Origin of the sequence: Mesorhizobium sp. M8A.F.Ca.ET.218.01.1.1, from assembly GCF_004791165.1 — a bacterium.
GTDB lineage: Bacteria > Pseudomonadota > Alphaproteobacteria > Rhizobiales > Rhizobiaceae > Mesorhizobium.
Window position 1 is genome coordinate 353,404 of record NZ_SRUZ01000001.1, and the last position, 19,549, is coordinate 372,952.

Sequence of the window (19,549 nt, forward strand, 5' to 3'; positions counted from 1 at the left end):
CGGTATTGTTTCTGCCGGCCTAGAGCAATTCCAGGAAAAGTGCGCGGCGGTTCTCCGTCAGGAATTGCGTAAAAACAAGAAAGTCTAGGAGGAGCTTGCCCTGATGACCTCGACGATTTTGGAGATGCGCGACATCACCAAGACGTTCCCCGGCGTGAAGGCGCTGTCGAACGTCAACCTCAGCGTGGAGGAAGGTGAGATCCACGCCGTTGTCGGCGAGAACGGCGCCGGCAAGTCGACGCTGATGAAGGTGCTGTCGGGCGTCTATCCCTCCGGCACCTATGACGGCCAGATCATTTTTCAGGGCCAGGAATGCCAATTCAAGGGCATCCATGACAGCGAACACAAGGGCATCGTCATCATCCACCAGGAGCTTGCGCTGGTGCCGATGCTGTCGATCGCCGAAAACATCTTCCTCGGCAACGAGCACGCCAGATACGGCGTCATCGACTGGAACGCCAACGAGGCGCGCACCAGCGCCCTGTTGAAGAAGGTGGGCCTCAAGGAGGACCCAAAGACCCTGATCACCAATATCGGCGTCGGCAAGCAGCAGTTGGTCGAGATCGCCAAGGCGCTGAGCAAGGAAGTCAAGCTGCTGATCCTCGACGAGCCGACCGCATCGCTCAGCGAAAAGGACAGCCAGGCGCTGCTCGACCTGCTGCTCGAATTCAAGCGGCAAGGCATGACCTCGATCCTGATCTCGCACAAGCTCAACGAGGTGAACCGGGTCGCCGACAAGGTTACCGTGATCCGCGACGGGCGTACCATCGAGACGCTGGCCAAGAAGGATATTTCGGAGGACCGCATCATCACCTCCATGGTCGGCCGCTCGCTCGACGACCGCTATCCGCCGCGCGAGCCTGACATCGGCGAGGTCGTGTTCGAAGTGAAGAACTGGTCGGTCTATCACCCGATCCATGCCGAGCGGCAGGTGATCAAGGGCATCGACCTCAACGTGCGCAAGGGCGAGGTGGTCGGCATTGCCGGGCTGATGGGCGCCGGCCGCACCGAATTCGCCATGAGCCTGTTCGGCCGCTCCTATGGGCGCCGCATCACCGGCGAAGTGCTGCTCAAGGGCAAGGCGGTCGACGTCTCCTCGGTGAGCAAGGCGGTCCAACACGGGATCGCCTATGTGACCGAGGACCGCAAGACCTACGGTCTCAACCTCATCGATCATATCAAGCACAACATAACGCTGGCCAATCTGGGCGGCGTCTCGCGCCACAGTGTGATCGACGACATGCGCGAGCTCGCCGTTGCCAACGACTATCGAAAGAAAACCAACATCCGTGCATCGAGCGTCTATCAGATGACCGGCAATCTTTCGGGCGGCAACCAGCAGAAGGTGGTGTTGTCGAAATGGCTGTTCGCCGACCCGGAAGTTCTGATCCTCGACGAGCCGACGCGCGGCATCGATGTCGGCGCCAAGTACGAAATCTACACGATCATCGCGCGCCTCGCCGCTGAAGGTAAGGCGATCCTGGTCATCTCGTCGGAAATGCCGGAATTGCTCGGCATCACCGACCGAATCTATGTCATGAACGAAGGGCGCATCGTGGGCGAAATGCCCGCGGCGGACGCGAGCCAGGAAAAAATAATGCGGGCCATCGTTCGTGGAGAAGGAAAAGCAGCATGAGCACCGACAGCGCCCCCGCCCCGCAAGGCAACATCGCCGAAGAACAGCGTCCACGCATCGCCGTCTCGGCGCTGACGACGAACCTGCGCGAATATGGTCTGATTATCGCGCTGATCGTCATCATGCTGTTCTTCCAGTTCACCACGTCGGGAACGCTGTTCAAGCCGGTCAACCTAAGCAACCTGGTGCAGCAGAACTCGTTCATCATCGTGATGGCGCTGGGCATGCTGCTGGTCATCGTTTCGGGCTACATCGACCTCAGCGTCGGGTCGGTCGCCGGTTTCATCGGCGCGCTGGCGGCGAACATGATGGTCATCTGGCAGCTCGGACCGCTCAGCAATCCGCTGGTGGTCTCGATCGTCTGCCTGATCGTGGGCGGCCTGATCGGCGCGGCGCAAGGCTATTGGATCGCCTACCACCGGATACCGAGCTTCATCGTGACGCTGGCGGGCATGCTGATCTTCCGCGGCATCTGCCAGGCGCTGCTGGGCGGCGGCTCCTCGGTGGGTCCGCTTCCGGACGGCTTCAAGGCACTCAGCTCCGGCTTCATTCCTGATGTGATCGGCCCGCTGACGCTGATTGCGCCGACGGTAAACGCGGCCGGCAAGACCATTTTGGGCAGCGGCCTGACGCTGCACATGACGACGGTCGTGCTGGGGCTGATCGCCGTGCTGGCCTATGCCTATTTCGGGGTGAGGACACGGCGCAAGCGCGAGCGCCACGGCTATGAGGCCGAGCCCTTCCCCCTGTTCGTCATCAAGACGCTGGTTGCCAGCGCGCTGGCGCTGTTCCTGGTCTATGAATTCGCCAGCTACAGGGGCCTGCCGGTGGTGCTGCTCGTCATGGGCGTGCTGATCTCGCTGTTCGTCTTCGTTACCAAGCGCATGACCATCGGCCGCCGCATCTACGCGATGGGCGGCAACCCCAAGGCAGCGCAATTGTCGGGCATCAACACCGAGCGGCTGACGCTTCTGGTGTTCATCAATATGGGCGTGCTGTCGGCGCTCGGCGGCCTGATCATCGCCGCGCGTCTCGGCCAGGCCGTGCCGGCCGCGGGCCTCGGCAGCGAGCTCGACGTGATCGCGGCCGTCTTCATCGGCGGCGCCTCGGCGATGGGCGGCGTCGGCCAGGTGATCGGCGCGGTGGTCGGCGGCTTCATCATGGGCGTGATGAACAACGGCATGTCGATCATGGGCGTCAACGTCGACTGGCAGCAGGTAGTCAAGGGACTGGTGTTGCTCGGAGCCGTCATCTTCGACGTCTACAACAAGAACAAGGCTTAAGGGCTGGAGGCGAGGACTAGGAGGCATACGGGTTCTAGATCGCGAAGCTGCCGGCAGCCCGTCGGCACCAAGAAGTCCGGGGAAGGACCAGGCTCGCGAACGCAATCCGGACGAAGCGTTTCAACCGTGGCGCGTTTCCGCGCCGCGCCGGTCAGGATTTTGCCGATGGCAGCCGGACACGGAAAAATGAGAGAGGACTGATCATGCTGATCTCGCAGATTCTCGACGACGCCGAGACGATCCGTGTCGTTGCCCGCAGCGGCGGGAAGACCCGGATCATCAACGGCGCGCGCAGCGTCTATTCGCTGGCGATGGAGGCCGCCCGCACCGGTGTCGGCCTGGCCGCCCTGATCGAACGCAAGGGACTTGGCGAGACGGTCGATCTCGACGCCGCCTACAAGAGGGGACGGCTCCTGTCGCCGATCAATCACCCCGACCCGGCGCATCTGCACCTGACCGGCACGGGGCTGACGCATCTCGGGTCGGCCGCGACGCGCGATTCCATGCACAAGAAGCTCAGCACCGACGGCGAGGAGCAGCTCACCGATTCGATGAAGATGTTCCGCATGGGGCTGGAAGGCGGCAAACCCGCCAAAGGCCAGGTCGGCGTACAGCCGGAATGGTTCTACAAGGGCAACGGCACCATGGCGGTCGCGCCTGGCGCGGCGCTGATGTCGCCGGCCTTTGCCAAGGATGCCGGCGAAGAACCCGAGGTCGCCGGGATCTATGTCATCGGCGACGACGGCGCGCCGTTCCGCGTCGGCTTCACGCTGTCGAACGAATTCTCGGACCATGTGACCGAGCGCGTGAACTATCTCTTCCTCGCCCACTCCAAGCTGCGCAATGCCTCGTTCGGGCCGGAAATCCTGATCGGAGACCTGCCTTCGGACATCCGCGGCACGTCGCGCATCCTGCGAGACGGCAAGACATTGTGGGAGAAGCCGTTCCTGTCGGGCGAAACGAACATGTCGCACACCATCGCCAATCTCGAACACCACCACTTCAAATATTCGGCCTTCCGCCAGCCGGGCGACGTGCATGTGCATATGTTCGGCACCGCGACGCTATCCTTCGCCGACGGCATCAACACGGAAGCAGGCGACGTGTTCGAGATCGAGGCAGGGGATTTCGGCCTGCCGCTGCGCAACCCGCTGGAAATCGAAAAGCCGGTGAAGGTGGCGGTGAAGGCGCTGTAAAAGCCACGGGGGCGTCATCCCCCTCTCGTGGGGAGATCGGCAGCTTCGACCTTAGCGCACCGCGCGGAAATGCTTTGAGAGCTTGAGGCCTTGCGCCTGGTAGTTCGAGCCCAGGTCGGTGCCGTAAAGCGCCCGCGGCCGCTTCAGCATGTGCTCGTAGACCAGCCGGCCGACGATCTGGCCATGGTCGAGGATGAACGGGACTTCGTGGCTGCGCACTTCGAGCACCGCCCGGCTGCCGGTGCCGCCGGACGCCGAATGGCCGAACCCCGGATCGAAAAAGCCGGCATAGTGGACACGGAACTCGCCGACCAGCGGATCGAAGGGCGTCATCTCGGCGGCGTAGAGCGGCGGCACATGCACCGCCTCCTGGCTGACGAGGATGTAGAACTCGTCGGGATCGAGCACCAGTTCGCCGGCGCCGCTCTTGTGGATCGGCTCCCAGAAATCGACGACGTCCTGTGCGGCACGCTTGTCGACATCGACGAGGCCGGTGTGGTGCTTGCCGCGATAGCCGACCAGCCCATCCTTGTCGCCATTGAGATCGATCGACAGCGCGATGCCGCCGCCGGAAATGTTCGGCGGATCGGTGGCGACCAGCATTTCGGCGTTGTGCAATTCATGCAGTTCGGCTTCCGATAGCAGTGCGTTGCCTGTACGGAAGCGGATCTGCGACAGGCGCGAACCGGTGCGCACGACGATCGGAAAAGTGCGCGGACTGACCTCGAGATAGAGCGGGCCGTGATAGCCGGCGGCGATCTTGTCGAACTCGTGGCCGCGATCGGTCATGACGCGGGTGAAGATGTCGAGCCGCCCGGTCGAGCTCTTCGGATTGGCCGAAGCCGAAATGCCAGCCGGCAGGGCCAGACTTTCGAGCAGCGGCACGATATAGACGCAGCCGGTTTCGAGAACCGCGCCTTCGGTCAGATTAATCTCGTGGAGTTGCAGCCGATCGAGCTTTTCCGAGACCTTGTGGTTGGGGCCGGGCAGGAACGAGGCGCGCACCCGCCAGGCCTTTTTCCCCAATCTGAGATCAAGGCTCGCCGGCTGGATCTGATCGGCATCGAGCGCGCGCGGCGACTTCAGCGCGCCGGACTTGAACAGCGCCGAAATGTCCTGATCGGGAAGAATGCCTGTCTGCCGCAAAGTCTGGCTCCGCCCAAGACTGGTCTCTTTTGGTGCAGGTTCTTGCCGCAAAACCACTGGGCACTTTTGCGGAACCTGCCTTGGTACAAACCTCTTAATGAAGCCGGCAATTGACGCAAGCGTGGCGCGGGTCTAAAGGGTCGTTATCCCGTGGTGATTTGGCCGGTCGGCTTGCAGCCACGTTAAACAAGTCGCTAAAGGACCGTCGGGCCGCAAGGCCGTATGGACCGGTTGCGACTTTCGCGGCCGGTTTTTTTGTGTCTGGAACAAAGCGATGAGCACCAAGAAGCGCAACTGGAAACCTCAGACGGCACTCGTGCATGGCGGAACCCTGCGTTCCCAATTCGGCGAAACCGCCGAGGCGATGTACCTGACCCAGGGCTATGTCTATAAAACCGCCCAGGCGGCGGAAGCCCGCTTCAAGGGCGAAGAGCCTGGCTTCATCTATTCGCGTTACGCCAACCCGACCGTCGACATGTTCGAAAAGCGCATGTGCGCTCTCGAAGGCGCCGAGGACGCGCGCGCCACGGCGTCGGGCATGGCGGCGGTGACCGCGGCCCTTCTGTGCAGCGTCAAGGCCGGCGATCATATCATTGCGGCGCGCGCGCTGTTCGGCTCCTGTCGCTGGGTGGTCGAGACGCTGGCGCCGCGCTATGGCATCGAGGCGACCTTGGTCGACGGCACCGATATCGCCAATTGGGAAAAGGCGGTCAGGCCGAACACCAAGCTGTTCTTCCTGGAAAGCCCGACCAATCCGACGCTGGAAGTCGTCGACATATCAGCCGTCGCCTCGCTTGCCAATTCGATCGGCGCGCGGCTTGTCGTCGACAATGTCTTCGCCACGCCGCTGCAGCAGAAGCCGTTGCAGCTTGGTGCGCACATCGTCGTCTACTCGGCCACCAAGCATATTGACGGCCAGGGCCGTTGCCTCGGCGGCGTCATCCTGTCGGACAAGAAGTGGATCGACGAAAACCTGCACGACTATTTCCGCCACACCGGCCCCAGCCTGTCGCCGTTCAATGCCTGGACCTTGCTGAAGGGGCTCGAAACGCTGCCGCTGCGCGTGCGCCAGCAGACGGAAAGCGCCGGCAGGATCGCCGACTTCCTGGCCGAGCAGCCGCAGATCGCCCGCGTCATCTATCCCGGCCGCGCCGACCATCCGCAGGCCGCCATCGTCAAGAAGCAGATGTCGGGCGGCTCGACGCTGATCTGCCTCGACGTCAAGGGCGGCAAGCCGGCGGCCTTCGCGCTGCAGAACGCCCTCGACATCGTGCTGATCTCGAACAATCTCGGCGATGCCAAGAGCCTGATCACCCATCCGGCGACGACGACGCACAAGAACCTGAGCGACGAGGCCCGCGCCGAACTCGGCATCGGGCCAGGGACGCTCAGGCTGTCGGTCGGCCTGGAGGACGCCGACGACCTGCTGGAAGACATCGCGCAGGCGCTGAAGACCGCCAAATAGGCTGTTTGGGAGCGTCGGTCGCGGCGATCAGGCGCGCGACGGCGTCTCCTCCAGTTCGGCCGCCTTGGTGCGGATGGTCATTACGTTGCCGCGCCAGTCGACGGCGCCGCCGAGCCAGCCGCGCGCCCAGAGGGTTGGGAGCATCACGTCCCGCGCAATCATGGCCGCGACCATGCGCGGCGACAGGTACCAGCCCTTGGACAAGGCCAGTGCGCACTCCGGAAGGTAGAAGGCCGCCAACACGGCAATCGCGGTTGCCCAGAGGCTGATGCCGGCGCTCGCCGCAGCAACCAGGGCAAGCGCGAGAGGCACCGCCGCGCCGGTCAGGATTTCGGGCGCGAAGAACAGCGGGAAGGTGACGCGGCGCAGGCGCGCCCAGCGGGCCTGACGCGACCAGATCTCGCCAAGCGTGCGCTGGCCGAGCGGCTGCTCGAAGGGCGCGGCAACGAGATTGACGCGCAAGCCGAGGCCGTTCACCAGCTTGGTGGCGGCAGCGTCCTCGGCGATCTCGGCGGCCAGCGCCCGAATGCCGCCATTGGCATCCAGCATCGGCTTGTTCCACAGCATGCTCTTGCCCTGGGCAAAGCCGAGGCCGAGCGCCTCGCCGGCATACTGCCAGCGGGCCTGCAATGTGTTAAGGAAGGCGCATTCGACATCGGCCCAGAAACCCTCGGGCCGCGAGCCGATCGGCGTCGAGCAGACAAGGCCGGTGTCGGGCCGCCATGCCGCCATCATGTGCTCGACATAGTTCCTCGGCATCAGGACGTTGGAATCGGCAAGGATGACCCAGTTGTGGCGTGCCGCTTCCCAACCCTTGACGCAATTGTTGAGCTTTGGATTGGCGCTGACGCGGTCGTCACCGATCAGCAGCCGGGCCGGCACCTTGGGAAACCGGGCAATCGCCCTGTTTATCAGTTTGACCACCGGATCGTCGGGATGGGCGACGCAGAAGATCAGTTCGTAGCGTGGCCAGTCGAGGGCGAAGGCGCGTTCCAGCGTCTCATGCGTGAACGGCTCGACGCCCCGCGACGGGACGACGATCGAGACCGGTTGCGGCTTGCCGGCTGGCGGGGCGATCGTGTTGCGCCGTTTCAGCTGTGAAGCGGCGAGCGAAATGCTGGCGGCGTTTGAAAGGATGAGTGCGGTCGAAAGCGAGGCGGCTATGAAGGTGAGTTCCATCGAGATCTGGTCACTCCGGAAAGGCGGCCGGCATCGTGGCCGTTTTCAACAGTTCGACAGAGCGCCGAGTCGCCCGGTTCGTGCACACCACCATTGTCGTGTGTCACTTAAATGACATTCTTTGCCGGCACCTGCGGTTCAAGGTCAGCCGCGACAAGACGCGCACGTTGACCTGCTCACCGGGAGCGCTGAAAGTCATCGGGTTGTTTTGGAGCCGCTCATGTACCGCGCCGTGACGCGCAACATCGAAGTGCAGGTCAGGCCGTTCTATCTCGAGGACCGTTCGGATCCCTCGGAGAACCGCTATGTCTGGGGCTATCAGATAACGATCGACAACCAGTCGGACGAGTTCGTGCAGTTGTTGTCGCGCTATTGGCACATCACCGATGGCGCCGGCCGGGTCGAGGAAGTGCGCGGGCCGGGCGTTGTCGGCGACCAGCCGGAACTCAATCCCGGCGACAGCTATCAATACACGTCCGGCTGCCCGCTCTCGACACCGTCCGGGATCATGGTCGGACGCTACACGATGCGCAACAAGCGCGGCGAGACCTTCGACATCGCCATCCCCGCCTTCTCGCTCGATCTGCCGGGGACAACGCGCACGGTGAATTAGCGTCTTTTCTTCAGATAGAGCCAAGGAGCTCCTGTACTAACGCTGGCGCGGCCCCTCATCCGCCTGCCGGCACTTCTCCCCGTATAGTGACGAGGAGAAGGGACTAGCTTTACTGAGCCGCAAACTCGGCCGGGTCGAAGTCGTACTGGGTCGAGCAGAACTCGCAGGCGACGTGGATGCCGCCATCCTCGGTGCTGTCCTTGATCTCCTGCGCGGAGAAGCCTTCGAGGATATCGCGGATCTTGTCCCTGGAGCACGAGCACTGGTCGGTGACGGGGACGCCGCCGAAGACGCGTACGCCATGCTCGTGGAACAAGCGATAGAGCAGCCGCTCGGCGCCGATGGTCGGGTCGATCAGCTCGGTCGGCTCGATGGTGCCCAGCAAGGCGAGGAGTTCCTGCCAGGAATTATCGGCCGGATCGTGGACTTCCTCGCGCGGATCGCCATCGCCGCCCGGCAGGTCCGGGACGCGCATGCGCCCGGGCGATTGCGGCAGGAACTGCGCCAGTATGCCGCCGGCGCGCCACTGCTCGCGCGCACCGCCGATACCGGGCGTCAGCAGCTTGGCGACCGAGAGCCTGATATCCGTCGGGATCTGTTCCGACTGGCGGAAATAGGTGCGCGCCGCGTCTTCCAGCGTTTCGCCGTCGAGCTGGACGATGCCCTGATAGCGCTGCGTATGGGCGCCCTGATCGATGGTCAGCGCCAGCACGCCGCTGCCAAGCAGCGTTTGCTGCGAGGTCTCGCCGGCCGCGACCAGCGCCTCGAGCCGATCCGCGTCGAAACGCGCATAGGCGCGCAGCGCCGAGGGCGTGGAAAAGTCCGCGACCAGCATGTCGACAGGCCCGTCGGTACGGGTCTGCAGGATGAACTTGCCTTCGAACTTGAGCGAGGTGCCGAGCAGCACCGTCAGCACACAGGCTTCCGCCAGCAGGCGGGCGACCGGCTCGGGATAGTCGTGGCGGCCAAGGATAGCGTCGAGCATCGGCCCGAGCTGCACCGTGCGGCCACGCACGTCGAGCGGACCGACTTCGAAGGGAACGACGTGATCGTCGCCGGCGTAGCCGAACTCGCCGAGTTTGGGGTGATGTTCAGTCACTTGATGGCTTTCCAACATGACAAAGCTCCAGGGCGCGGCCATGCGGCCCTGGTGGGCACATGCGTCCAAACGCGCTTGATTTGCGTGATGCGGCGCAGATAGGCATCGCGCCCCCGCAGATCAAGCGCCTGGGCATTTCAGGCGCCAAGACATATCAAGCAACAAGACATATCAAGCAACAAGACACATCAAGCACCGAGACACCAGGCAAGCACGGCCTTCTGGGCGTGCAGCCGGTTCTCAGCCTCGTCGAAGACCACCGAATGCGGTCCGTCGATGACCTCGTCGGTCACCTCCTCACCGCGATGGGCCGGCAGGCAATGCATGAACAGGGCGTCGGGCTTTGCCTTGGCCATCAGCGCGGCGTTGACCTGATAGGGCGAGAAGACATTGTGACCGCGGGCACGGTGTTCCTGGCCCATCGACACCCAGCAGTCGGTGACGATGCAGTCGGCCTGGTCGACGGCTTCTTCGGGCGAGCGGGTGAAATGCAGCTTGCCGCCATGCGCCTTGGACCAGTCGACATGCTTCTGCGCCGGTTCGCTGCCTTCGGGTACGGCGACGTTGAGATTGAAGCGGAACCGTGCCGAGGCCTCGAGCAGCGAGTGTAGCACGTTGTTGCCGTCGCCGGTCCAGGCAATGGTCTTGCCGGCCACCGGACCGCGATGCTCCTCGAAAGTCATGATGTCGGCCATCAGCTGGCAGGGGTGGGTGTCGTCGGTCAGCCCGTTGATCACCGGAACGGTGGCATTCTCGGTCAACTCTAGCAGCCGCTCGTGCGAGGTGGTGCGGATCATGATGGCGTCGACATAGCGCGACAGCACCTTGGCGGTGTCGGCGATGGTCTCGGAGCGGCCGAGCTGCATCTCGGTGCCGGTCAACATGATGGTCTCGCCGCCAAGCTGGCGCATGCCGACGTCGAAAGAAACGCGCGTGCGCGTCGACGGTTTGTCGAAGATCATGGCCAGCACCTTGCCTTCGAGCGGCTTGGTCCGCTCGCCGGCCCTGAGACGCGCCTTTCGCGTCACCGCATCATCCAGCATGAAGCGCAAATCGCCTTCGGAAACGGTGGAAAGATCGGTGAAATGGCGAACTGACATCAGGAATGGTTCCGGATTACTTCGCGGCGGCGGAGGCAATGGCCTCCGACAGGCCCTTGGCGCCGGCGCGGATGCGGCCGAGCGCTTCGTGAATCTCGGCATCGGTGACGGTCAGCGGCGGCAGCAGGCGAATGACGTTGTCGCCGGCCGGAACCGCCAGCAAATGCTGGTCGCGCAGCGCCATGTTCACCTTGCCGTTGGGCATCGCGCATTTGAGGCCGAGCATCAGCCCGGTGCCCCTGATATCCTCGATCACCTCGGGGAATTCGTCGGCTACCGACGCAAGCCCCTGCTTCATCAGCAGCGCCTTGCGCTGGACATCCTCGAGAAATCCATCTTCCAGCACGACGTCGAGGACGGCGTTGCCGACCGCCATTGCCAGCGGATTGCCGCCGAACGTGGTGCCGTGCACGCCGGCGGTCATGCCGACGGCCGCTTCATCGGTGGCAAGGCAGGCGCCCATCGGGAAGCCGCCGCCAATGCCCTTGGCGATTGCCATGATGTCGGGCGTCACACCCGACCACTCATGCGCGAACAGCTTGCCGGTACGGCCAATGCCGCACTGAACCTCATCGTAGATCAACAACAGGCCGTGCTGCTCGCAGAGCTGCCGCAGACGCTTCAACGACTGTGTCGGTACCGGGCGGATGCCGCCCTCGCCCTGCACCGGCTCGATCAGGATCGCGGCGGTCTCGGGCGTGATCGCCTTTTCAGCGGCGTCGATGTCGTCGAAGCCGACCTGATCGAAGCCTTCGACCTTGGGTCCGAAGCCTTCGAGATATTTGTACTGGCCGCCGGCCGCGATGGTCGCCAGCGTGCGGCCATGGAAGGCGCCTTCGAAGGTGATGATGCGGAAGCGCTCGGGATGTCCCTTGACGAAGTGGTAGCGCCGCGCCGTCTTGATCGCGCATTCCAGCGCCTCGGCGCCGGAATTGGTGAAGAACACCTTGTCGGCGAAGGTGGCATCAGCCAATCGTTCGCCAAGCCGGCTCTGCCCCGGGATCTCATAGAGATTGGAGACGTGCCAGAGCTTCGCCGCCTGTTCGGTAAGGGCCGCGACCAGATGAGGATGGCCGTGGCCAAGCGAATTGACAGCTATGCCGCCGGCGAAATCGAGATATCGCTCGCCCTTGTCGGTAACCAGCCAGGTGCCTTCCCCATGGTCGAAGGCCAGGGGTGCGCGAGCAAAGGTCTCGTAAAGCGCCGAACCGCTCATTATATGCGTCTCCGGTACCGGAAAATCAAAAAAGCCGCCAAAGCGGCGGCCTTCTGTGGCTTATCGTGTTTTTCGGTCATGAAGTCAACGAAAACGTCGCGTAGTGGCGCGCGGCAAGCCCCCTGACGCGACGCCGGCTCATGAGCGACCGGGCAAGTTGGGGAAAACCGAAAAAACCGATTCGTGTTGCACTTGGGACTCTTGTCACCGAGTCAGCGCATAGAGTAGTTGTAGTCGAGAAATAACTAGATTTCGTGCGGCGGACCTAATCACCAGATATATGTGGTGTCTGCCCCAGCAGTGGTGCTGGGTCGGGAAAGGATTCTGATTGCCGCACGCTTATGAGGAGCGCGGTCATGAACTGGACTGACGAGCGGGTAGAACTCTTGAGAAAACTGTGGTCGGAGGGTCTGAGCGCAAGCCAGATTGCCGCTCAGCTTGGAGGGGTCAGCCGCAACGCGGTCATCGGTAAGGTGCACCGGCTGAAACTGTCGGGCCGCGGCCGTGCGACGGCGACGCCGGCACGCCAGAAGAAGGCATCGCAAGGATCGACCGTCCAGAAGTCGGTGGCACGCGCCGCGACCACGGCACGTCATGTCACGACTTCGATCGGCGCGACGGCCCTTCAGACGCAATTCGACGCCGAACCTGTAGCAAGACACTACATCCGCCCGGTCGAGAACGTCGTGGTACCGATCTCACGGCATCTGCAGCTCGTCGAACTGACCGAGCGCACCTGCAAATGGCCGAACGGTGATCCGCTTTCGGAGGACTTCAATTTCTGCGGCAACGAAGCCGCCGAGACCGGTCCCTACTGCAAGTACCATGCCCGCGTGGCGTTCCAGCCAGCGGCGGAGCGGCGCAGGAACCGATAGGGAATAGCCACTGATTGAGCTTCCGCGAGGGGGCAATGCAGTCTTTCCCCTATTCGCTATTCGCCCTTTCACAGCCAGCCGTTCTTCCTGAACCGCCAATACAGGAAGCAGCAGATCAGCGCGATGGTGGTCAGCACCATCGGGTAGCCATATTCCATCTTCAGCTCGGGCATGTCGGTAAAGTTCATACCGTAGATGCCGGCGAATGCGGTTGGCACCGCCAGGATGGCCGCCCATGAGGCGAGTTTCTTGGAGATCGCCGTTTCCTGGCTCTGGCCGACCAGAAGACTGGCCTCGAAGGCGAAGGCCAGCACCTCGCGCAGACTGTCGATTTTCTCCTGGACGGTGCGGATGTGATCCGTCACGTCGCGGAACAGCGGGTGCATGGCAGAATGGATCTGCGGCAGCTCGGCGCTGGTCAGCCGGCGGCAGACTTCCACCAGGGGCAATGCCGCATTGCGCAGGCGCAAGAGGTCGCGGCGCAGCATGTAAAGCCGTTCGATATCGGGGCCGGTCATCGGCTTCAGCAGGACCTTGTCCTCGATCGCCTCGACCTCGTCCTCGATCTGCTCGAGCACGGGCATGTAGTTGTCGACGATGAAGTCGAGAATGGCGTAAAGGACGAAATCCTCGCCCTTGGCCAGCGAGTGCGGGCAGCTTTCCCAGTGCTGGCGCACGGCGGCATAGGATGTCGACGGGCCGTGCCTGACGCTGACGATGTAGCCTGAGCCGACAAACAGATGAGTCTCGCCGAAGGTGACGCGCCCGTCGATCAGCTGCGCCGTGCGGGCGACGATGAACAGCGCATCGCCATATTGCTCGATCTTTGGCCGCTGGTGCGGATGCTCGGCATCCTCGATCGCCAGCTCATGCAGATGAAACTGTGCCTGGACGCGCAGCAGAAGTTCACGGTCGGGTTCAAGCAGCCCGATCCAGACGACGTGTCCCGATTTCTTGGCCCAATCGCCGGCTTCCTCGATTGGAATATCGGCGATGCGGCGCCCGGCGGTATAGACACCGCAGGCAATGATGCCCGATGTCGGCGGCGAGGGCTTGAACTCCCGGACATATTCCATCGCGGCCTCCGAAAGCGTTGCCTTCCCCAGGGAACCAAGCTTATCTCGGGGTAGTTTAGCGCAATATGATCAAGCGTTCGAGAGGACGTGCGTTCACTTCACCGGCAGCGCCGCGGGGAGGCCGATCTTGTCCGTCTTGTCGCTTTTCGGCCGATCGGGCGGCATCTGGTCGCCGGTGACGATGTAGTAGATGGTCTCGGCGATGTTGGTGGCGTGATCGCCGATACGCTCGATGTTCTTGGCGCAGAACAGCAGATGCGTACAGGGCGTGATGTTGCGCGGATCTTCCATCATGTAGGTCAGCAATTCGCGAAACAGCGACGTGTACATGGCATCGATCTGGTCGTCTCGGTCGCGCACGAAGCCGATCTTGTCGACCGAACGCGACGCATAGACGTCGAGAACTTCCTTCAGCTGGGTCAGCGCCAGGTTGGCCAGAGCCTCCAGGCCGCGGAAAAGGCTGGTCGGCTGACGGCCGTCGATGACGGCGACCACCCGCTTGGCGACGTTCTTACCGAGGTCGCCGACCCGCTCGAGGTCGGCCGAAATGCGGATGGCGCCGACGATCTCGCGCAGGTCCGTCGCCATCGGCTGGCGCTTGGCGATGATGATGATCGCCTTGTCGTCGATCTCACGCTGCCCCTCATCCAGCACGAGGTCATCGCGAATGACCTTCTGGGCCAATCCCGGATCGGCATTGACCAAGGCGGCGACCGCCTGCTCGACCATGCGCTCGGCATGGCCGCCCATCGCGGCGATGCGCTTGGAGAGATATTTCAGTTCCTCGTCAAAGGCGCTCATTGTGTGAACGGACTGCATGGACGAAATGCCTTCCCACGGGGTGTCTTGATTTTGAGTCGTTTCTTCGAATCCCCGCTGATACGCTAACCGGATGACAGAAAAAAGAAACGGTCCCGTGGAAAACTAGGGCAGTATCAGTGCGCCGGCAAATGGACTGAGAACGCGGCGCCCTTGCCGACCTCGGACCGGATCGTCAGCCTGGCGTTGTGACGCGTCAGGATGTGCTTGACGATCGACAGGCCAAGTCCCGTGCCTTTCTGGGTCCGGCTGGTCTCGACATCGACACGATAGAAGCGTTCGGTGATGCGCGGGATATGTTCCTCGGGGATGCCGGGGCCGAAATCCCGGATTGTCACGTCGATGCCTGGTTCGGAACCGTCATCGCCGCGCGCGATCGACACCACGACGCGGCCGCCCGACTGGCCGTATTTGCAGGCGTTTTCCAAAAGGTTCTCGAAGACCTGGAACAACTCGTCGCGATCGCCCGGCACATCGAGCGGCCCCTTGGCGAAATCGCGCTCGATGGCGACATTGTTTTCCCGGGCGAGCGGTCCGAGCGAATCGATGACGCTGTCGACGGTCTGGCGCAGATCGACTTCGGTTCCCGGTCTCAGATAGGGCTTCATCTCCAGCCGCGACAGCGACAGCAGGTCATCGATCAGGCGCGCCATGCGGCCGGTCTGGTTCTGCATGATCTGGAGGAACTGCTCGCGCGCCGCCGGATCGTTGCGGGCCGGTCCGCGCAGCGTCTCGATGAAACCCGCGATCGAGGCCAGCGGGGTGCGCAACTCGTGACTGGCGTTGGCGATGAAGTCGGCGCGCATGCGGTCTATGCGTCGCGCCTCGCTCTGGTCCTTGAAGACCAGCACATAGAGGTCGGTGCCATGCCCGACCGATGACGCGCTGACCCGGTAGGCCCGTTCGACAGGCAGTTTCTCGGTGTAATCGACAACATCCGAGGCGACGGTTCCCGACAGCACACTGTCCAGCAGCGCCTGCATTTCCGGCGCCCGGAATTTCAGCGGCAGCGATATGCCGGGCGCGATGCCGCCAAAGGCGGCAAAGGCGGCGGCGTTGGCGTGGACGATGGTGGCGGCCTGGTCGAAGATGATGAGCGGATCGGCGACGGCGGCCGCGAGATATTCCCCCGACAGGCGCTGCAAGCCCATCGCCTCGATTGCCCCGGCGCTCTCGGCGGAATGGCGCACACCGGCCGCCGGCAATATTGCCGCCGCCAGCAACAGCAGCAGAGCCGGTACCAGCACGTAGGCGGAAATACCCGCGAAGCCATAGGCGATCAGAACCGCCACGACCCCGGCCGCAAGCAGCCAGCGGCTGTTCCACAGCCGGGCGGCCATGGCTTGCCCCGTGCCTTTCTGTTCCGCGCCCAGGTCAGTCATTCGCGCGCCCAACCTCCACCGGTCACACGGCGACGGAAACTTCCGCTGGACCGCAAATCAAAAGTGCTACAGCGTCGTTTGCGCGTCCAAATGGACATGCGGCCTGTAGTGGCTCCCAATAGCATGAGTCCAGACACTTAAAAGGGTTCGCCTGCATGAAAAACGCCAAGGAAAATTCCGTCACGCCAACTTCTGGTCCGCTGAACATCAAGATCGGCGGCAAGAAACGGGAGTTCGATATCGAGAATCCCGAGCTTCCGGACTGGGTCGAGGAGAACAAGCTGACCGCGGGCGGGTATCCCTACGACAAGAAGATGAAAAGCGAAGAGTATGACGAGACGCTCGAGAAATTGCAGATCGAGCTGGTCAAGGCGCAAGCCTGGCTGCAGGCGACCGGCAAGCGGGTGATGGCGCTGTTCGAGGGGCGTGACGCTGCCGGCAAGGGCGGTACGATCTTCGTGGTGCGCCAGTACCTCAACCCGCGCACGGCGCGCAACGTCGCGCTGACCAAACCAACCCCGACGGAGCTGGGGCAATGGTACTACCAGCGCTATGCCGACCATTTCCCGACATCGGGCGAATTCGTCACTTTCGACCGCTCCTGGTACAACCGCGCCGGCGTCGAGCCAGTGATGGGTTTTTGCACCCCCGAACAGCATGAGAAGTTTCTCGACGAGACGCCGCATTTCGAACGAATGATCGTCAATGACGGCATCCATTTCTTCAAATTCTGGCTGAACATCGGCCAGGAGACGCAGCTCGAGCGCTTTCACGATCGCCGCTACAGCCCCCTGAAGAGCTGGAAGTTCTCGCCGATAGACATTGCCGGCATCACCAAGTGGGACGATTACACCAAGGCGCGCGACAGCATGTTCGAGCACACCCACAAGGAGTTCGCGCCATGGATCATCGTGCGGGCCAACGACAAGCGCCGCGCGCGGCTGGCGGTGATGCGTCGCATCCTCCTGTCGCTGCCCTACGAGGGGCGCGATCTCGATGTCGTCGGCAAGGAAGACAAGAAGATCATCGGCGAAGGGCCGTCATTCCTGGGCAAGCAGGACTGACGCTTTGGCGCCGCGCGGCCAAAGCCAGCGCGGCGCAGTTGATGGATGTCCTCTTTCCTCAGCCGAGCGGCTCTAGGCCGCCAGGCGCGCGATCCGCTGCAACCGTCGCAGCGTGGCGTCGTCCTGCAGCGCCTGCTGGAACAGCGATATCTCCTCATCGATGCGCTCGCAAAGTGCCGTGGTGTTGCCCTTGAGCAAGCCGCGCGTCTGCAGCAACGCCGCAACCGGCTTTTTGGCCAATTGTCTTGCCCGGCCGAGCGTCGCCTCCTCGACGCTGCCTTCCGGGACGATCTCTGCGACGAGGCCGAGCGCCCTGGCGTCTTCGGCACGGAGCGTGTCGCCGAGGCAGAAGAAGCGGAAAGCTCCGGCATAGCCGAGCTTCTGCGGCGCCAGGATGCTGGTCGCCGCGTCCGGCACCAGGCCGAAATCGACGAACGGCACCCGGAACGTGCTTTTTTCCGACGCGATCACCATGTCGCAATGGAACAGGATGGTGCAACCGACGCCGACGGCGTCGCCGTCGACACAGGCCAGGATGGGCTTCGGAAACGTCGCCAGCATGCGGAACATGTCGGTGACGGCGGCGATCAGCTTCTGATGCTTGGTGGCATCCAGGAATTCGGAAAAGTCGCCGCCAAGGCAGAAACAGCCCGCCAGGCCGCGCAGCACGACGACCCGCACCTCGTCGTTCTCGGCGGCTTCGTGGAACGTCGTGGCAAGGCTCTCATAGGCCCTTCTATCGAGCACCGGCCGGCCGTCATTCGACGATACGGTGACGATCAGAGCGTGGTTGCGCAGTTCAGGCTGCGGGTGCGCGTTCATGATGCCCTCCTTTGGCCGAACATGTCGGGATATCCCCTGGCCAGAACGGGCGCATGATGATTGCGGCGCGACCGCACCACGTCCAGCGTGTGCTCGTTGAAGGTGAGCAGCGTCGCCACGACCTGCTGGGTGCCATAGGTGCGCTGATAGCCGAGCGGCGTCGCCAGGAAGTGCAGTTGCAACGCGCGCAGCACCCACATCGGCTCGAACTCGATGATCACCTTGTCGACGCCGCGCTTCAGACCCCACTCGACGAAACCGGCTATCAACTCCGTGCCGACGGTCGAGACGCCGCGCCGGCCATCGCGAAAACCCGGAGCCACCGCATAGCGGGTCAACTCCCAGATGTTGGGACCCGCCGGCGGCGTTCCCTCGGAGAGATCGGTCAACACCTCGGTCAGCAGATGCGGCCGCGTGGTCGGCAACATCCTCTGATAGCCCGCGACTTCATTGCCCCTGATGACGATCTGATGCACCGCCTCGTCATGATCGAACTGGTCGACCTCAAATCCGTCGGGGCGCCGTAGGTCCTCCCATCCCATTTCCTCGACGAATATCTGATAGCGCAGCCGATGGACGGCCTCCCAGAGATCGGGGCGTTCCATCAATTCCTTGGTCGAAAGACAAAAAAGCATTCCGTAGTCTCCTGTGTTTCAGGGGAAGATACGGCCGTGCTTCGATGCGAAAATTGCGTGATCACGTAGGCGAAAAGTGCTAGGCCGGCACGGCCGACCTAGCTAATGTAGCCGCGCCTTATCGCCTCGGCGACTGCCTGCACCCGGTTGACGGCACCGAGTTTGCTTTTGGCGTTAAGAAGATGTTTCTCCGACGTGTGCTCGGAGATGCCGAGGATTTGCGAAATCTCCCATTCGGACTTGCCGACGGCGGCCCATTGCAGGCACTCGCGTTCGCGCGGCGTCAATTCGATATGGTCGATTATCTTGCCGGCCATGGTGTGGAGTTGCATGGCGCGGCCGACCGCATAGGTCGAGACCAGCGAGACAAGGCCGAACTCGGCCGCCGACAGTTCCACGGCCTCGCCCCCCAGGGACACCATGACGATCTCACCGTCAAGCGTGATCAGAGGGAAGGCGAGCCCGTCACGCAGCTTGAAGGCACCGGCGTCGCCCATCACTTCGCCACTGTTCTTGTCGATGCGAAGGCCCTGGGCGGCTTCCCGCCACTGGAACGGCGCCTGCAACTGCTTCATGTGACTGACGACGGGATCGTGATCGACATAGTTGCGCGCCACATAGCGCTCCAGCCATTCGACCGGCCAATCGCAAAGCAGCACATGCTGCTTTTGCTGACCCGTCGGCGTGCCCGGCTTCGGAACGGTTCCGGCCATCAGCGCGGTCAGGCCGAACTCCGATGTTACGCCCAACAGTTTCTCGCAGACCGCGGCCGCCGTCGCGGCGTGCTGCAGTTGGTCTATGTATTCCAGCGTCCGATCGAACTGACTCATCGCAACATCAACCCCATGTTGCCTCATGCATTAAAGCCCATGGTCCGCGCCTTGCCGGCACTTTGCCACTGACCACGGATTGCAAAGCGCCCGCTTCCGGTTGTGGTTCTCGA

General features: G+C 62.9%; 18 protein-coding genes and 1 riboswitch. Of the genes, 7 read left to right on the forward strand and 11 right to left on the reverse strand.

All coding sequences use genetic code 11. The features are described from left to right. The first annotated feature begins 103 nt into the window (after nucleotides 1-103). The 3 genes from mmsA (at nucleotide 104) to araD1 (ending at nucleotide 4,115) form a co-directional block, all read left to right on the forward strand. Nucleotides 104-1,636, forward strand: coding sequence for a multiple monosaccharide ABC transporter ATP-binding protein (mmsA, locus tag EN861_RS01745; RefSeq protein ID WP_127275619.1), 1,533 nt, complete (start codon nucleotides 104-106; stop codon nucleotides 1,634-1,636). Then, complete coding sequence (gene mmsB, locus EN861_RS01750; protein ID WP_127275618.1) at nucleotides 1,633-2,919, forward strand: multiple monosaccharide ABC transporter permease; 1,287 nt, start codon at nucleotides 1,633-1,635, stop codon at nucleotides 2,917-2,919. The genes mmsA and mmsB overlap by 4 nt, the downstream gene beginning before the upstream one ends. 203 nt (nucleotides 2,920-3,122) lie before the next feature. Then, nucleotides 3,123-4,115: an AraD1 family protein gene (araD1, locus tag EN861_RS01755; protein ID WP_127275617.1), complete on the forward strand. Its 993-nt coding sequence runs from the start codon at nucleotides 3,123-3,125 to the stop codon at nucleotides 4,113-4,115. 51 nt (nucleotides 4,116-4,166) lie between these two features. Here the strand turns inward: araD1 and EN861_RS01760 are convergent, their stop codons facing one another. Continuing rightward, complete coding sequence (locus EN861_RS01760; RefSeq protein WP_127870779.1) at nucleotides 4,167-5,261, reverse strand: 2'-deoxycytidine 5'-triphosphate deaminase; 1,095 nt, start codon at nucleotides 5,259-5,261, stop codon at nucleotides 4,167-4,169. A 140-nt stretch (nucleotides 5,262-5,401) separates the two neighbouring features. After that, a riboswitch (SAM riboswitch) is annotated at nucleotides 5,402-5,479 on the forward strand. Nucleotides 5,480-5,535: 56 nt separating this feature from the next. On the opposite strand from EN861_RS01760, the gene EN861_RS01765 reads away from it, so the two are divergent. Next, entirely contained in the window at nucleotides 5,536-6,726 is a 1,191-nt protein-coding gene (locus EN861_RS01765) for an O-succinylhomoserine sulfhydrylase (RefSeq protein WP_127870778.1), read from the forward strand. Between the two features lie 27 nt (nucleotides 6,727-6,753). Here EN861_RS01765 and EN861_RS01770 read toward each other — a convergent pair whose 3' ends face one another. Continuing rightward, nucleotides 6,754-7,905 (reverse strand): ceramide glucosyltransferase, encoded by a 1,152-nt coding sequence (locus tag EN861_RS01770; RefSeq protein WP_127870777.1) that lies wholly within the window; start codon nucleotides 7,903-7,905, stop codon nucleotides 6,754-6,756. 220 nt (nucleotides 7,906-8,125) lie between these two features. Between EN861_RS01770 and apaG the strand changes: the two genes are divergently transcribed. After that, nucleotides 8,126-8,518, forward strand: a complete 393-nt coding sequence (gene apaG, locus EN861_RS01775) for a Co2+/Mg2+ efflux protein ApaG (RefSeq protein ID WP_135862047.1) — start codon at nucleotides 8,126-8,128, stop codon at nucleotides 8,516-8,518. 109 nt (nucleotides 8,519-8,627) lie between these two features. Here apaG and EN861_RS01780 read toward each other — a convergent pair whose 3' ends face one another. The 3 genes from EN861_RS01780 to EN861_RS01790 form a co-directional block, all read right to left on the reverse strand. Continuing rightward, complete coding sequence (locus tag EN861_RS01780; RefSeq protein WP_135862049.1) at nucleotides 8,628-9,659, reverse strand: Hsp33 family molecular chaperone; 1,032 nt, start codon at nucleotides 9,657-9,659, stop codon at nucleotides 8,628-8,630. 146 nt (nucleotides 9,660-9,805) lie between these two features. Beyond that, nucleotides 9,806-10,717: an ornithine carbamoyltransferase gene (gene argF / locus EN861_RS01785; RefSeq protein WP_127275612.1), complete on the reverse strand. Its 912-nt coding sequence runs from the start codon at nucleotides 10,715-10,717 to the stop codon at nucleotides 9,806-9,808. Nucleotides 10,718-10,733: 16 nt separating this feature from the next. Beyond that, nucleotides 10,734-11,933, reverse strand: coding sequence for an aspartate aminotransferase family protein (locus EN861_RS01790; protein ID WP_135862052.1), 1,200 nt, complete (start codon nucleotides 11,931-11,933; stop codon nucleotides 10,734-10,736). Between the two features lie 356 nt (nucleotides 11,934-12,289). On the opposite strand from EN861_RS01790, the gene EN861_RS01795 reads away from it, so the two are divergent. Further along, entirely contained in the window at nucleotides 12,290-12,808 is a 519-nt protein-coding gene (locus EN861_RS01795) for a GcrA family cell cycle regulator (RefSeq protein WP_127275610.1), read from the forward strand. Between the two features lie 68 nt (nucleotides 12,809-12,876). On the opposite strand, the gene EN861_RS01800 is transcribed toward EN861_RS01795, so the two are convergent. The 3 genes from EN861_RS01800 to EN861_RS01810 all read right to left on the reverse strand — a co-directional run bounded on the left by EN861_RS01800 (nucleotide 12,877) and on the right by EN861_RS01810 (nucleotide 16,085). Then, a complete protein-coding gene (locus EN861_RS01800) occupies nucleotides 12,877-13,884 on the reverse strand; it encodes a magnesium and cobalt transport protein CorA (protein ID WP_135862054.1) in 1,008 nt (335 codons plus the stop codon). A gap of 93 nt (nucleotides 13,885-13,977) precedes the next feature. Beyond that, nucleotides 13,978-14,703: a phosphate signaling complex protein PhoU gene (gene phoU, locus EN861_RS01805; RefSeq protein WP_127275608.1), complete on the reverse strand. Its 726-nt coding sequence runs from the start codon at nucleotides 14,701-14,703 to the stop codon at nucleotides 13,978-13,980. Between the two features lie 116 nt (nucleotides 14,704-14,819). After that, complete coding sequence (locus EN861_RS01810; protein ID WP_135862056.1) at nucleotides 14,820-16,085, reverse strand: ATP-binding protein; 1,266 nt, start codon at nucleotides 16,083-16,085, stop codon at nucleotides 14,820-14,822. Nucleotides 16,086-16,240: 155 nt separating this feature from the next. On the opposite strand from EN861_RS01810, the gene ppk2 reads away from it, so the two are divergent. Next, a complete protein-coding gene (gene ppk2 / locus EN861_RS01815) occupies nucleotides 16,241-17,149 on the forward strand; it encodes a polyphosphate kinase 2 (RefSeq protein WP_127870773.1) in 909 nt (302 codons plus the stop codon). 72 nt (nucleotides 17,150-17,221) lie between these two features. On the opposite strand, the gene EN861_RS01820 is transcribed toward ppk2, so the two are convergent. The 3 genes from EN861_RS01820 to EN861_RS01830 form a co-directional block, all read right to left on the reverse strand. Next, nucleotides 17,222-17,971, reverse strand: coding sequence for an enoyl-CoA hydratase-related protein (locus EN861_RS01820; RefSeq protein WP_127870772.1), 750 nt, complete (start codon nucleotides 17,969-17,971; stop codon nucleotides 17,222-17,224). Continuing rightward, the gene (locus EN861_RS01825) at nucleotides 17,968-18,606 is read right to left on the reverse strand and encodes an acyl-homoserine-lactone synthase (RefSeq protein ID WP_127870771.1); all 639 of its coding nucleotides are present in this window, start codon (nucleotides 18,604-18,606) and stop codon (nucleotides 17,968-17,970) included. Before EN861_RS01825 ends, EN861_RS01820 begins: the two co-directional genes overlap by 4 nt. A gap of 98 nt (nucleotides 18,607-18,704) precedes the next feature. Further along, nucleotides 18,705-19,436 (reverse strand): LuxR family transcriptional regulator, encoded by a 732-nt coding sequence (locus tag EN861_RS01830; protein ID WP_127279873.1) that lies wholly within the window; start codon nucleotides 19,434-19,436, stop codon nucleotides 18,705-18,707. Nucleotides 19,437-19,549 lie beyond the last annotated feature (113 nt).